The sequence below is a fragment of the Microbacterium aquilitoris genome, assembly GCF_031932285.1.
GTDB classification, from domain to species: Bacteria; Actinomycetota; Actinomycetes; order Actinomycetales; family Microbacteriaceae; genus Microbacterium; species Microbacterium aquilitoris.
In genome coordinates, this window is sequence record NZ_JAUZVT010000002.1 from 999,341 (window position 1) to 1,013,016 (window position 13,676).

Here is a 13,676-nt window from a genome sequence, read left to right on the forward strand (position 1 = left end):
AGCATGACCCGGACATAGACTCGACGGCATGACGAACGATGTCCTGGCGATCAGCGGCGACACTGCTGCGGAGATCGCGGACAGCATCCGTTCCCTCATCGACCGCGGCGATCTCGCCCCGGGCGCTGCGCTGCCGCCGGTTCGCGCGCTCGCCGACACGATCGGCGTCAACCGGAACACGGTCGTCGCGGCGTACCGCCACCTCGCCGCCGCGGGCGCCGTCGAGACGGCCGGCCGAGCCGGAACCCGCGTGGCGCCCCGCTCGGACCCCGCTCAAGAAGGGTTCGCCGCCGACACGGTCCTCCGCGACATCGCGACGGGGAACCCCGATCCGACCCTCATCCCTGACCCCTCCCTCGCCCTGTCGAGCCTCGCCGGTCGTCCCGTCCTCTACGGAGAGCCGACGATCGACCCGGACCTCGAAGCGTGGGCCGCCCGGTGGATCGAGAACGACCTGCCGGGCCGCGATGACCTCCGGCTGACGATCACCGGCGGCGCCGTCGACGCCCTCGAGCGGCTGTTCGCCGACGCCCTCACCCGCGACGACGGAGTCGGACTCGAAGACCCCTGTTTCCTGTCGGCACTGCGGACCGTGAAGATCGGCGGCTACCGGCCCGTCGCCATCCCCGTCGACGAGCACGGGATGACGGTGGTCGGCCTCCAGGCCGCGCTCGACGCGGGCGTCCGCGCCATCGTCTGCACGCCTCGGGCGCAGAACCCCACCGGCGTGAGCCTGACCGCCGAGCGGGCGGCGGAGCTCCGCGCCGTGCTGGCGCGGCATCCGTACGTTCTGGTCATCGAGGACGACCACTTCTCGATGCTCTCGCGGGAGCCGTACCACTCGATCATCGGCCCAGACCATCGTCGGTGGGCCCTGATCCGGTCGGTCTCGAAGTTCCTCGGGCCGGACATGTGCCTGGCCGTGACCGCGAGCGACCGCGACACGGCGGAGCGACTGGCTCGGCGGCTCAGCCCCGGGTCGACGTGGGTGAGCCACCTCCTGCAGCGCCTCGCCGTCACCCTGGTGTCCGACGACGAGGTCATGGCCGAGGTCGAACGCGCGGCTCAGCACTACCGATTGCGCAACGAGGCGTTCGCCGACGAACTGACGCGCCAGGGTGTCCCCACGACGGCGGGCGACGGCCTCAGCCTGTGGGTGCGCGTCCCTGCTCCCGCCCGCGCCGTCGCCGAGCAGCTGATGCGACGCGGCTGGCTCGCTCGACCCGGCGACGAATTCGTCCTCGCCGACGACGACGCCCGTCGCCGCCTGCGCCTCACCGTCCACGACCTGTCCGACACCGACCTCGCGCGGCTCGCCGCCGACGTCGCCGCCTCGGCGCGAGCGATCGCGCCCTCACCGGAAGCGAGTACCGCCCCGTGAAGATCCTCTCCATCCAGTCCGCCGTCGCGTACGGCCACGTCGGAAACTCCGCCGCCGTGTTCCCGCTGCAGCGCATCGGCGTCGAGGTCTACCCGGTCTACACCGTCAACTTCTCGAACCACACCGGGTACGGCGCCTGGCGCGGCCCGCTCATCAGCCCGCAGGACGTCGCCGACGTCATCACCGGCATCGAGGAACGCGGCGCCTTCGGCGAGATCGACGCGGTCCTCTCGGGCTATCAGGGCGGCGAGGGAATCGGCGACGTCATCCTCGACGCCGTCGCGCGCGTCAAGGCCGCCAACCCGAACGCGATCTACGCCTGCGACCCCGTCATGGGCAACGCGAAGAGCGGATGCTTCGTGGCCCCCGCCATCCCGGTCCTCCTGCGCGAGCGGGTCGTCCCCGCCGCCGACCTGATCACGCCGAACCAGTTCGAGCTCGGCTTCCTCACCGGGACCGACCCGGCCGACCTCGAGTCGACCCTCGCCTCCGTCGACGCGGCGCGTGCCCTGGGACCGTCGACCGTGCTCGTGACGAGCGTCGAGCGGCCCGACCGCCCCGAGGGGACGATCGAGATGCTCGCCGTGACGGATGACGGTGCCTGGATCGTCCGCACCCCGCACATCCCGATGAAGGCGAACGGCTCCGGCGACGTGACCGCCGCCCTGTTCACCGCCCACTTCCGCGAGAGCGGGAACGCCGCCGACGCGCTCGCGAAGACCACCTCGAGCGTGTTCGACCTTCTGCAGAACACCTACGACGCCGGCACGCGCGAACTGCAGCTCGTCGAGTCGCAGGAGGCGTACGCGCACCCGCGGATGCAGTTCGAGGTCACTCAGGTCCGGTGATCGCCACGGGCGGCGGGCTCGTCAGAGGACGGGCCAGCCGTCCGCCACCGACTGGCGGACCTCGCCGAGCAGCTGGGGAAGCGCCTTCGTCTTCGCGATGATCGGGAAGAAGTTCGCGTCCGTCGCCCAGCGGGGGACGACGTGCTGGTGCAGGTGCGCCGCGACGCCCGCACCGGCGACCTCGCCCTGGTTCATCCCGAGGTTGAAGCCGTCGCAGTTCGCGACCTTCCGCAGCACCCGCATGGCCACCTGGGTCAGCGCGCCGATCTCGGCGACCTCTTCGGGCGTCGCCTCGTCGTACGTGCCGAAGTGGCGGTACGGGCACACGAGCAGGTGACCGGAGTTGTACGGGAACAGGTTCAGCAGGACGTACGCCGTCTCGCCGCGGGCGACGATGAGTCCCTCCTCGTCCGATTTGCCGGGTGCGGCGCAGAACGGGCAGTCGTGCTTGAGGGGTTCCGGTCCCGCCTGGATGTAGGCCATCCGATGCGGGGTCCACAGTCGCTGGAACTCGTCCGGCACGCCCGCGAGAGCGGATGCCGGTTCCGCCCGACCCTCGTCGGGGTCGCTCATACGAGGTCCTCGGCCGTGTTCACGAGAAGACGACCCGCGATCGCCGCGACGATCTTCTCGATCGCCTCGTCCACCGGGATGCCGTTGGTCTGCGACCCGTCGCGGAAGCGGAACGACACCGTGCCCCCGGAACGGTCCTGCTCCCCCGCGATGAGCTGCAGGGGGACCTTCTGGGTCGTGTGGGTGCGGATCTTCTTCGGCATGCGGTCGTCGGAGTGGTCGACTTCGGCGCGGACGCCCACTGCGCGCAGGCGCGCGACGATCTCGTCGAGGTACGGACCGTACTCCTCGGCGACGGGGATGCCGACGACCTGGACGGGAGCGAGCCATACCGGGAAGGCCCCGGCGTAGTGCTCGAGGAGGATCGCGAAGAAACGCTCGATCGAGCCGAACAGCGCACGGTGGATCATGACCGGCCGGTGCTTCTCACCGTCGGGGCCGGTGTACTCGAGCTCGAACCGCTCGGGCTGGTTGAAGTCGAGCTGGATCGTCGACATCTGCCAGGTGCGCCCGATCGCGTCACGCGCCTGGACGGAGATCTTCGGGCCGTAGAACGCAGCCCCACCCGGGTCGGGCACGAGCTCCAGGCCGGAGCCCTCGGCGACCTCGCGGAGGGTCTGCGTCGCCTCGTCCCACAGGCGGTCGTCGCCGATGAACTTGGGGTTTCCCTCCTCCTTCGTCGACAGTTCGAGGTAGAAGTCGTTCAGGCCGTAGTCGCGAAGGGTCTGCAGCACGAAGGCGAGGCTGTGCTCGAGCTCGCCCTTGACCTGGTCGGCGGTCACGTAGATGTGGGTGTCGTCCTGCGTCATCCCCCGCACCCGGGTGAGTCCCGCGAGGGTGCCGCTCTTCTCGTACCGGTAGACCGAGCCGAACTCGCTGAGACGCAGCGGCAGCTCGCGGTAGCTGCGTCCGCGCGAGCGGAAGATCAGGTTGTGGAACGGGCAGTTCATGGGCTTGAGGTAGTACTCCTGGCCCTCGCGTGAGACGTGGCCGTCGGCATCCACCACCTCGTCGAGCACCATCGGGGGGTACATGCCGTCTGCGTACCACTGCAGGTGGCCGCTCGTCATGAACAGATCGCCCTTGGTGATGTGAGGCGTGTTCACGACCTGGTATCCGTTGGCGAGGAGGCTCTCGCGCATGTAGCGCTCGATCTCGTACCGGATGATGCCGCCCTTGGGGTGGAACACCGACAGGCCGGGCCCGATCTCCTCGGGGAACGAGAAGAGGTCCAGGTCCTTGCCGAGCTTGCGGTGATCGCGCTTGGCAGCCTCCTCAAGACGGTGCTGATAGGCGCGCAGCTCGTCCTTCGTGGGCCACGCGGTGCCGTAGATGCGCTGCAGCTGCGGGTTCTTCTCGCTGCCGCGCCAGTAGGCGCCGGCGACGCGGGTGAGGTCCCAGCCGTTGCCGGCGACACGGGTGCTCGGCACGTGGGGCCCGCGGCAGAGGTCCTTCCACGCGGTCTCGCCGTCGCGGGTGACGTTGTCGTAGATGGTCAGCTCGCCGGCGCCGACCTCGACCGAGGCGCCCTCGGCGGCTTCCTGCGACCCGCCCTTGAGCCCGATGAGCTCGAGCTTGAACGGCTCGTCGGAGAGTTCGGCGCGAGCCTCGTCATCGGTCACCACACGGCGGACGAAGCGCTGCCCTTCGCGGACGATGCGCTCCATCTCCTTCTTGATGGCCTTCAGGTCTTCCGGCGTGAACGGCTCGTCGACGCCGAAGTCGTAGTAGAAGCCGTCCGTGATCGGCGGACCGATCCCGAGGTTCGCCTGCGGGCGGACGCGCTGCACCGCCTGCGCGAGGATGTGGGCGGTCGAGTGGCGCAGGATGTTCAGCCCATCGGGGCTCGACACCGTCACGGGCTCGACGCCGTCCAGAGAGTCGACGACCGTCGCGAGGTCCTTCAGCTCGCCGCGGACACGGAGGGCGACGACGGAGCGGTCGGGGAACAGGGCGAAACCGTCGGCAGGAAGGTCGACATCCGCCGGGGCGATCAGATCAGACAAGGGAGGATCTCCAGGAAGTGGCTCGGATGAGAGTAGTCAGCTTCGAGCGCACGACGCGCTCCGCCCGCTCAGGCCCGCGGCGTTCGCGTACCGGCGAGGTGGGATGACCGGCCGTTCTGCATCCTGCGAGTCTACTGGGCGGCGGACAGGGGCGATGATGGATGCCGTGAAGCTCGCTCTCGCGGGACTCGTCCTGCTCCTGGGGGCGATCGCCGCCCTCGTCACCGGGGTCCTCCCCCTCGCCGACCTCGGCGACGTCGCCGAACGCGTCCTGCCGATCCTCGCGTTCGTCGTGGCGGTCACGATCGTCGCAGAGCTCGCCGCGAAGGCCGGCGTCTTCGACGTCACGGCGTCGTGGCTCGCTCGCCTGTCGCGGGGACGCACCGCGCTCCTCTGGGTGCTCGTCTTCGTGCTCGCCGTCGTGACCACGGCGTTCCTCTCCCTCGACACGACAGCCGTGCTGCTGACGCCCGTCGTCATCGCCGTCGCCCGCGCGAACGGTCTGCCCCCACTGCCGTTCGCGCTCACCACCGTCTGGCTCGCCAACACCGCCTCCCTCGTGCTCCCGGTGTCGAACCTGACGAACCTCCTCGCCCTGGCTCGGATGCCGGGGGCCGCCGACCCTGCCTCGTTCGTCCTCCTTCTGGGCCCGTCCGCCGCGGTCGCGATCCTCGTGACCGTCGGGTTGCTCTGGACGTTCCACCGCCGGTCGCTGGTCGGGACCTTCACGGTGGCGGCGCCGCCGCGGGTGAGCGACAGGGTGCAGCTGGTCGCGGCATCCATCGTCGTCCTGGCACTGCTCCCCCTGCTGGTCAGCGGTATCGAGCCATGGATCCCGGCGACGGGCGCAGCCGTCGCGCTGCTCGTCCTTTTCGCCTGGCGTTCGCCGCGGGCCCTCGGCATCCGCTTGGTGCCGTGGTCGCTGCTGGTCTTCGCCGCCGGCCTCTTCTCCGCCGTCGCGGCGCTCGAGGCGTGGGGTTCCGGCCAGCTCGCCACGGCGCTCGCCGGCTCGGGGTCGGAGCCCCTCGACCTCCTGCGCATGTCGGGAACCGCGCTCGTCACAGCGAATGGGCTCGACAACCTGCCCGCCTACCTGCTCCTCGAGACGACGGTAGACACGCCGGAACGTCTTGCGGCGCTGCTGATCGGAGTTAACGCGGGCCCCCTGATCACCCCGTGGGCCTCGCTCGCGACACTTCTGTGGCATCAACGGCTCGTCGCCGCAGACGTCCACCTGCCGTGGCGTCGGTTCATCCTCTGGGGCCTCGTCGCCGCGCCGCTCGTCGTGGCCGCAGCCACGGTGCCGCTCCTGTTCCGCTGACCCCGCGCCGCGGGCGCCCGGGGTCAGGCGACGGTGAGGTCGACCTGGATCTCGCCCGCGAGCTCCTCGAGCGCGGTGGTCACCGGGGCGGCGTCCGCTCCAGCCGGGAGACGGAACGCGACAGTCGCCTCGAAGAGCGTCCCACCGGCCATCGGCGCGTCGAGCGTGCGACTGCGGAACGTGTCGATGCTGAGAGTGTGAGCGGCGATCGCGGCGGTGACGTCGCGGACGATGCCGGGACGGTCATTGCCGAGGACCGTCACCTCGAGGGAGCGCTCGACGGCGTCAGCGGACGCGATGGCCCGGCCGCCGTGGACGGCGACGCGCAGCATCCCGTCGAGCCCCTCGAGAGCCGCGACCAGGTCGGCTTCTCGGTCATCGTCGATCGTGACGAGGACGATGCCGGCGAACGCGCCGGCGAGTTCGGCGAGCTCGCTGCGCTCCCAGTTGCCGCCGACGGCGGACACCTGCTCGGCGAGGGCATTGACGAGTCCCGGACGGTCGTCGCCGACCACAGTGAGCACGAGGTGGGCCATGGCCGGATCCTATCGTCCCGGCTGCGCGGGCGCAGGGCCGTGCGCGCGGGGGATCCGCAGGCGTAGCGTGCGGAGCATGAAGGCACTCCAGTACACGCGCATCGGTTCCCACCCTGAAGTCGTCGAGATCGAGAAGCCCTCTCCCGGACCCGGTCAGGTCCTCCTGAAGGTCACCGCCGCGGGCGTCTGCCACTCGGACGAGTTCGTCATGAGTCTGAGCGAGGAGGAGTACACCGCCGCCGGGTATCCGCTCCCGCTCACCCTCGGGCATGAGGGCGCGGGCACCGTCGAGGAGCTCGGCGAGGGCGTCGAACACCTCCAGGTCGGCGACGCGGTCGCCGTATACGGGCCCTGGGGTTGCGGTCGTTGCCGCAATTGCGCTCAGGGCAAGGAGAACTACTGCACGAACGCGCAGGCCGAAGGGATCATGCCTCCGGGTCTCGGCGCGCCCGGTTCGATGGCGGAGTACATGATCGTCGACAGCGCACGTCACCTCGTGCCGCTGGGCGACCTCGATCCCGTGCAGAACGTGTCACTGACGGATGCCGGTCTGACGCCCTACCACGCGATCAAGACGTCCCTGCCGAAGCTCGGCGCCGGGACGACCGCGGTCGTCATCGGAACGGGCGGGCTGGGCCACGTCGCGATCCAGATCCTCCGTGCCGTCTCGGCGGCGACGGTGATCGCGCTGGACGTCACCGACGAGAAACTCGAGCTGGCACGGGAGGTGGGCGCGCACCACACCGTGATCAGCGACGAGAACGCGGTCGATCGGATCCGCGAACTCACCGACGGCCTGGGAGCGAACGCCGTCTTCGACTTCGTCGGCGCCGAGCCCACGATCGCGACCGCCGTCGCGGCGGCGGCGCTCGACGCGGACGTCACGATCGTCGGGATCGGCGGCGGAACAGCGCACGTCGGCTTCGGTTCCATCGCCTACGACGCGGCTCTCCGCATCCCCTACTGGGGGTCGCGCAGCGAGCTGATCGAAGTGCTCGAGCTCGCTCGTTCCGGGCAGGTCGGCGTCGAGATCCAGCGGTACTCGCTCGACGAGGGACCGAAGGCATACGAGGCCCTCGCCGCGGGAACGGTCCGCGGCCGCGCGGTCATCGTCCCCTGAGGCGTCCCGGGGTCGCGGTCACGCCTCTCCTGCGTCGGTGACGACCGGAGCCAAGATGATGATCGCGGCCCCCACCAGGGCGATCGCCGACCCGACGTAATCCCAGAGCGTCGGACGGAACCCGTCGACGACGATTCCCCAGGCGAGTGAACCTGCGATGAAGACGCCGCCGTAGGCCGCGAGGACTCGACCGAAGTTCGCATCCGGCTGGAACGCGGCGACGAACCCGTACGCGCCGAGTGCGACGATGCCCAGGAGCGCGAACCACCAGCCGCGGTTCTCGCGTACGGCCTGCCAGATCAGCCAGGCTCCGCCGATCTCGGCGAGGGCGGCGACGACGAAGAGGGCGACGATCCGGGCGGTGGTCATGGGGTCAGTCTGTCAGCGAGGGATCCCCGGGTGTGACACGGCCGCGCCGGACACGGGAACGGCTGATCGGATGGCACAATGACAGAGGAGACCGCAGCTCCGCCCTCTTTGTACGCCTAGACCTGGGTCGGTTCCATGGGACTCCTCTCTTACAACGCCACCACTCGATTCGACATCGACGACCGCACCCTCGTGCACCTCGAAGCCGTGATCTACGCGAAGCTCCGCCGAGGTGAGGCGTTCCTGTTCACGTGGTCGCGAGCAGCGGGAGAAGGCACCGGGCGCACGACCGTCTGGATGAACCGCGCGGCGCGTCTCGCGTTCCGGCGCCGCCACGACACCCGCATCCCGCTGAATCAGGACTGGGTCGCGCGGCTGATGACCCTGGCGAACTCGCCTGCCGGCCTGCACGAGCTGCCGGAGTCCGACGAGACCGCCGGCTGACGGCGCGGGGCGCGCGATCGCGCGCCCTGTCGGCGCAACAAAAAACCCCCGGAAGTACCGGGGGTTTGTCTGTGCGCGATACTGGGATCGAACCAGTGACCTCTTCCGTGTCAGGGAAGCGCGCTACCGCTGCGCCAATCGCGCCTGTGAAGGCTGTTGAGTTGTGAGTGGAGGTGGCGACGGGATTCGAACCCGTGTGGACGGCTTTGCAGGCCGCTGCCTAGCCACTCGGCCACGCCACCGTGTGTGGTTTGACCCACGTGACGTGATCTCCCCGGAGGAAGATCCCCACACTCGAGCGGATGACGAGATTCGAACTCGCGACCCTCACCTTGGCAAGGTGATGCGCTACCACTGCGCTACATCCGCATTTCGTTCCGGATCTCTCCGGCACTCGTTAAACATTAGACGATTCCCGCGCCAGCGCAAAACCGGCGCCGCCCCGCGCGTGTCTCGCCGTCACGGCGCGGGCGGGTTCGGTCGGGGCCGCGGCATCCGGTATGCTCGGTCATCGGCCCGAGTGTCATTCGGGCGATTGGCGCAGTTGGTAGCGCGCTTCCTTCACACGGAAGAGGTCGTCGGTTCGAGTCCGGCATCGCCCACCGAGAAGCCCCCGGATTTCCGGGGGCTTTCGTTTGTTCTCAGGCCTCAGACGGACCAGCTGTACCGGGCATTCAGCGCTGCGGCGACCTGATCGAAGCGGCGACGGTCCAGGGCCGCTCCCTCGCGTCGCATCGCACCCGGCGGGACGCTGTAGAGGTGGCCGAGGTCTATCCATGACGGGCGGCCGGAGGCATCCCACTCCCCCGATCCGAGCGCCAGATGCTCTCCATCACGGTCGTGGGGTTTGCTCGTCAGGCGGACCGCGTACAGCCGGTCACGACCGTGCTGCCCGATGACGAGGACCGGACGATCCTTGCCACGCCCGTCAGCTTCGTCGAACGGAACCCAGGTCCAAACGATCTCACCCGCGTCGGGATCCCCGTCCGACTCCGGGCGATAGCTGATGCGGAGGTCCCGCACGTCGCCGGGCATCACACGCACGGTTCCGGCGGGCCGGGTCGTGTCAGGCGAGGACCGGAACAAGCGGACGAGGGCGGAGATCAGACGGGATGCCACGCCGTCACCCTAGCCCTCGTCCGCGGGTCCGGTCAGTTGTTGAGGATCACGTCCGCCTCAGCGAAGAACTCATCCACCGCGGCATCCACCGACTTCGTTCCGAGTCCGAGTTCCTTGCCCAGATCCCAGAACTTCTGCTCGAGCGAGCCGTATCCCACGACCGCCGGCGGCGGGGCGTCGCCGATCCGGTCGGAGACCGACTCGATGTAGTCCGCGACCTGCTGATCGGGCCCTTCGAGCTTCGTGCCCTCCAGCTTGCTGCTGGATGCCGGGAAGCCGAGGGTCGTGCCGAAGATCTCCCCCGCCTCCGGGCTGTTGACGACGTAGTCGAGGAAGATCGCGGCGGCCTCGGGGTGCTTCGTCCGCGAGGAGATCGCGACCTGCAGACCGCCCTGGCGGTAGAGGTCCTTCGCCCCGGCATCCGTCGTCGGCGGAGCCACGATGGCGATCGACGATGCACCGGAATCGGCCAGGTACCCGCCGAGGAAGTTGCTCCAGCTCATCTCACTGAGCGTCCGGGTCGAGCCGAAGCCTGAGATGGGACTGATCTCCTCGAGCTGCTGCTGGGGAATGGTGATCCCGTCGCGCAGCGTCGCTCCGGACTCCCAGAATGTCGCCAACTCGTCCTTCGTGAAGCCGAGCTCACCCTCGTCGGTGTACAGCGCCTTCCCCGCGGCGCGAAGCTGCAGCTCGAACACCTGGATGCGCTGCGTGTAGTCGGTCCCGCCGAAAGGGTCGCCGCCGGTCTTCTCGGTCACCTCGGCGAGCCAGTCATCGAACTCCTCGAACGACGAACCCGCCGCCGGGAGCTCGAGACCCGCCTTCTTCAGCAGGTCCTCGTTCACGAAGTTCGCCCAGAGGCTGTAGCCGGTCGGGAGGGAGTACTGCGTGCCGTCCAATCGGCCCGTGCCGAGCAGGCTGTCGTCGAACGTCGTGACATCGATCTGATCGGCCACCTCGTTCAGATCGAGGATCGCACCACTCTCGCCGTACTGGCGCAGGTAGCTGTCCGAGAACTGGAAGACGTCCGGGAGACTGCCGCTCGCTGCCTCGACCTGCCGCTGCTCCCAGTAGCTCGGGAAGTCCGTGAACGTCGTCTTGATCGTGATGTTCGGGTGCTCTTCGTTGAAGGCCTCGATGAGCTTCGCGTAGCGAGCCGCTCGGTCGTCATTGCCCCACCACGCGAAATCGAGGGAGACCTTCTCATCAGGGTCGAACGAACCGCCCGACTGAGACGAGGCAGGGGTGCAGCCGACCAGCGAGACAGCGAAAACGGCTGCGGCCGCCCAGGCGGCGGTCGTACGGATGCGGGACATCGTCGTCCTTTCTCGTCCTTCGTTGGACGGAGACAGAGGGGAAAGCGCTTCCCGCTCACCGTAGGGCAGCCGGCCGAGAACGCACAAGCAGAAAATGAAACGTGTCACGAACGACGACGAAGGGCGCCGCGGGTAATCCCGCGACGCCCTCCGTGTGTTGTGACGGATCAGGCCTTGGCGTCCTCCAGGACGTAGCCGGCCTCACCGTGCACGATCGTGTCGATACCGGCGATCTCGTCCTCGTTCTTGACGCGGAAGCCGATCGTCTTCTCGATCGCGAAGCCGATGATGAAGGCGAGCACGAAGGAGTAGATCAGCACGGCGAAGGCCGCGATCGCCTGGACGATCAGCTGGGAGGCGTCTCCGCCCATGAACAGCCCTGTGCCGCGGGCGAAGAACCCGAGGTACAGCGTTCCGATCAGACCACCGACGAGGTGGATGCCGACCACGTCGAGCGAGTCGTCGAAACCGAGCTTGAACTTCAGCTCGATCGCGAGGGCGCAGACGGCACCGGTGATGATGCCGAGGACGATGGCCCAGATGGGGTCCAGCGAACCGCAGGCGGGGGTGATGGCGACCAGACCTGCGACGGCACCCGAGGCGGCACCGACCGACGTCGGCTTGCCGTCCTTGATCTTCTCGACGACGAGCCACCCGAGCAGCGCCGCGGCCGGAGCGGCGATCGTGTTCACGAAGGCGAGCGCAGCGGTGTTGTCGGCCGCGAGCTCGGACCCGGCGTTGAAGCCGAACCAACCGAACCACAGGAGGCCGGCGCCGAGGAGGACGAACGGCGGGTTGTGGGGGACGTGGACGCCCTTCTGGAAGCCGACGCGCTTGCCGAGGACGAGCGCGAGGGCGAGAGCCGCCGCACCGGCGTTGATGTGGACCGCGGTGCCGCCGGCGAAGTCGATGACGCCGACGCCGAAGACGTCCTGCAGACCGTGGGTGATCCAGCCGCCGTATTCGAACGATCCGTCGTCAGCGAGACCGAAGTTGAAGACCCAGCTGGCAACCGGGAAGTAGACGACGGTCGCCCAGACACCCGCGAAGATCATCCACGCACCGAACTTGGCCCGATCGGCGATCGCGCCAGAGACGAGAGCGACGGTGATGATGGCGAACGTCGCCTGGAAGGCGATGAATGCCAGCTCGGGGTAGCTTGCCCCGTCAGCGAGCTCCAGTGCGTTGCTCAGGCCTATCGCTCCGCCATCGATGGCCCACGGGAAGACCGTTCCCGACTCGCCCGGGAAAGCGATGGCGTAGCCGTAGAGCACCCACAGGACGCCGATGAGGCCGAGTGCGCCGAAGGACATCATCATCATGCTGATGACGCTCTTCGCCTTGACGAGGCCGCCGTAGAAGAACGCGAGACCTGGGGTCATCAGCAGGACTAGTGCGGCCGCGATGAGTATGAATGCGGTGTTGCCTTGATCCATCTCGAAGGGAACCTCTCTGCAGGGACGCAGGTGTAGCGTCGGGTGCCCCCAGTGTCGAGGTCCGCGGTTTCGCCTGGAGGCGCGTCCGTGTTTCGCGCCGGTTACGAGGGTGGCGACGAGGTAAACATCAGGTTTCCCGGCACTCCGAGAGGAACGTGCTTACGAGTGGGTGAGAGCGACCAGTCGCGAGACGGCGCGGAGGTACTTCTTGCGGTACCCGCCCGCGAGCATGTCCTCGCGGAACACCGAGTCCAGGGCCACGCCTGTCGCGCGGATCGGGATCTGCGCGTCGTAGGCCCGGTCGACGAACGCCACGAACCGGAGCGCGGCAGCCTGATCATCGAAACCGACCACGTTCCGCAGACCGATCGCTCCGATGCCCTCGATGAGGCGGATGTAGCGCGACGGGTGCACCGACGCCAGGTGACCGATGAACGCGCTGAAGTCGTCATCGGAGACGAGGGCGGATGCCGCGGCATCCGTCATCGCGCTCTCGTAGGCGGCGTCGTCGAGGACCACGGCGTGACCGTCGACGGCACGCTGCCGGTAGTCGGTGCCGTCGATGCGGATCGTCTGAAAGTGCTCGGACATCGCTTGGATCTCACGGAGGAAGTCCTGCGCGGCGAAACGCCCCTCACCGAGGGCGTTCGGCGGGGTGTTCGAGGTCGCGGCGAGCTTCGTGCCGGTCGGCACGAGCTCGGCGATCAGTCGGGTCATCACCATCGTGTCGCCCGGGTCGTCGAGCTCGAACTCGTCGATGCACAGGAGGTCGGCGCCGCGGAACAGCTCGACCGTCTTCTGATACCCCAGAGCGCCGACGAGGGCGGTGTACTCGATGAACGAGCCGAAGTACTTCCGACGGGCCGGCATCGCGTGGTAGATCGCGGCGAGGAGGTGGGTCTTGCCGACGCCGAACCCACCGTCGAGGTAGACGCCGGGCTTCATCGGAGCCTCGCGCTTGGCCCGGCGGAAGAACCCGCCGCGTGCCGCGGGGGCCCCGCGGCCCGAGCTGAACACCTCGAGCAGGTCCTTCGCCCCCTGCTGCGACGGGTAGGACTCGTCGGCACGGTAGGTCGCGAAGGTCGCGTGATCGAACTGCGGAGGCGGTACGAGTGCGGCGACCATCTCGGCTCCGCTCACCTTCGGATCGCGTTCGCTCAGATGAGTGGTTCCGGAGGAGGTGACAGGCACCCGTCAAGCCTAGTCA

General features: G+C 68.6%; 13 protein-coding genes and 4 tRNA genes. 6 read left to right on the forward strand and 11 right to left on the reverse strand.

Features of this window, described 5'->3' with window-relative positions; all coding sequences use genetic code 11:
- Positions 1–28 precede the first annotated feature (28 nt).
- Both Q9S78_RS11665 and pdxY read left to right on the forward strand, forming a co-directional pair.
- Positions 29–1,381 carry an aminotransferase class I/II-fold pyridoxal phosphate-dependent enzyme gene (locus tag Q9S78_RS11665; protein ID WP_311870315.1) on the forward strand — a complete coding sequence of 451 codons (1,353 nt, stop codon included), beginning with the start codon at positions 29–31 and terminating at the stop codon, positions 1,379–1,381.
- Positions 1,378–2,229, forward strand: a complete 852-nt coding sequence (gene pdxY / locus Q9S78_RS11670; protein WP_311856694.1) for a pyridoxal kinase PdxY — start codon at positions 1,378–1,380, stop codon at positions 2,227–2,229. The genes Q9S78_RS11665 and pdxY overlap by 4 nt, the downstream gene beginning before the upstream one ends.
- Positions 2,230–2,250: 21 nt before the next feature.
- Here the strand turns inward: pdxY and Q9S78_RS11675 are convergent, their stop codons facing one another.
- A complete protein-coding gene (locus tag Q9S78_RS11675; protein ID WP_020097321.1) occupies positions 2,251–2,802 on the reverse strand; it encodes an HIT family protein in 552 nt (183 codons plus the stop codon).
- On the reverse strand, positions 2,799–4,808 hold the full coding sequence (gene thrS / locus Q9S78_RS11680) for a threonine--tRNA ligase (protein WP_311870317.1): 2,010 nt from the start codon (positions 4,806–4,808) through the stop codon (positions 2,799–2,801). The genes Q9S78_RS11675 and thrS overlap by 4 nt, the downstream gene beginning before the upstream one ends.
- Positions 4,809–4,962: 154 nt before the next feature.
- Here thrS and Q9S78_RS11685 point away from each other — a divergent pair, with 154 nt between their 5' ends.
- The gene (locus Q9S78_RS11685; RefSeq protein ID WP_311870319.1) at positions 4,963–6,129 is read left to right on the forward strand and encodes an SLC13 family permease; all 1,167 of its coding nucleotides are present in this window, start codon (positions 4,963–4,965) and stop codon (positions 6,127–6,129) included.
- A gap of 23 nt (positions 6,130–6,152) precedes the next feature.
- Here the strand turns inward: Q9S78_RS11685 and Q9S78_RS11690 are convergent, their stop codons facing one another.
- The gene (locus Q9S78_RS11690) at positions 6,153–6,665 is read right to left on the reverse strand and encodes an ACT domain-containing protein (protein WP_116229132.1); all 513 of its coding nucleotides are present in this window, start codon (positions 6,663–6,665) and stop codon (positions 6,153–6,155) included.
- A 76-nt stretch (positions 6,666–6,741) separates the two neighbouring features.
- Here Q9S78_RS11690 and Q9S78_RS11695 point away from each other — a divergent pair, with 76 nt between their 5' ends.
- The gene (locus tag Q9S78_RS11695) at positions 6,742–7,785 is read left to right on the forward strand and encodes an NAD(P)-dependent alcohol dehydrogenase (RefSeq protein ID WP_311870321.1); all 1,044 of its coding nucleotides are present in this window, start codon (positions 6,742–6,744) and stop codon (positions 7,783–7,785) included.
- Positions 7,786–7,803: 18 nt separating this feature from the next.
- On the opposite strand, the gene Q9S78_RS11700 is transcribed toward Q9S78_RS11695, so the two are convergent.
- Positions 7,804–8,154: a YnfA family protein gene (locus Q9S78_RS11700; RefSeq protein ID WP_116229134.1), complete on the reverse strand. Its 351-nt coding sequence runs from the start codon at positions 8,152–8,154 to the stop codon at positions 7,804–7,806.
- Between the two features lie 135 nt (positions 8,155–8,289).
- Between Q9S78_RS11700 and Q9S78_RS11705 the strand changes: the two genes are divergently transcribed.
- Positions 8,290–8,598: a DUF7882 family protein gene (locus Q9S78_RS11705; RefSeq protein ID WP_020097327.1), complete on the forward strand. Its 309-nt coding sequence runs from the start codon at positions 8,290–8,292 to the stop codon at positions 8,596–8,598.
- Between the two features lie 72 nt (positions 8,599–8,670).
- On the opposite strand, the gene Q9S78_RS11710 is transcribed toward Q9S78_RS11705, so the two are convergent.
- From Q9S78_RS11710 to Q9S78_RS11720, 3 genes are all read right to left on the reverse strand, one after another.
- Positions 8,671–8,742, reverse strand: a tRNA-Val gene (locus Q9S78_RS11710).
- Positions 8,743–8,766: 24 nt separating this feature from the next.
- Positions 8,767–8,840: transfer RNA gene (locus Q9S78_RS11715), tRNA-Cys, on the reverse strand.
- A 55-nt stretch (positions 8,841–8,895) separates the two neighbouring features.
- Positions 8,896–8,967, reverse strand: a tRNA-Gly gene (locus Q9S78_RS11720).
- Between the two features lie 160 nt (positions 8,968–9,127).
- Here Q9S78_RS11720 and Q9S78_RS11725 point away from each other — a divergent pair.
- Positions 9,128–9,200: transfer RNA gene (locus tag Q9S78_RS11725), tRNA-Val, on the forward strand.
- 46 nt (positions 9,201–9,246) lie between these two features.
- Here Q9S78_RS11725 and Q9S78_RS11730 read toward each other — a convergent pair.
- From Q9S78_RS11730 to zapE, 4 genes are all read right to left on the reverse strand, one after another.
- Positions 9,247–9,717, reverse strand: a complete 471-nt coding sequence (locus tag Q9S78_RS11730; protein WP_311856657.1) for a type II toxin-antitoxin system PemK/MazF family toxin — start codon at positions 9,715–9,717, stop codon at positions 9,247–9,249.
- A 32-nt stretch (positions 9,718–9,749) separates the two neighbouring features.
- Positions 9,750–11,033 (reverse strand): ABC transporter substrate-binding protein, encoded by a 1,284-nt coding sequence (locus Q9S78_RS11735; RefSeq protein ID WP_116229139.1) that lies wholly within the window; start codon positions 11,031–11,033, stop codon positions 9,750–9,752.
- Between the two features lie 167 nt (positions 11,034–11,200).
- The gene (locus Q9S78_RS11740; RefSeq protein WP_018186702.1) at positions 11,201–12,469 is read right to left on the reverse strand and encodes an ammonium transporter; all 1,269 of its coding nucleotides are present in this window, start codon (positions 12,467–12,469) and stop codon (positions 11,201–11,203) included.
- A gap of 159 nt (positions 12,470–12,628) precedes the next feature.
- Positions 12,629–13,660: a cell division protein ZapE gene (gene zapE / locus Q9S78_RS11745; RefSeq protein WP_311870323.1), complete on the reverse strand. Its 1,032-nt coding sequence runs from the start codon at positions 13,658–13,660 to the stop codon at positions 12,629–12,631.
- Positions 13,661–13,676: the final 16 nt, after the last annotated feature.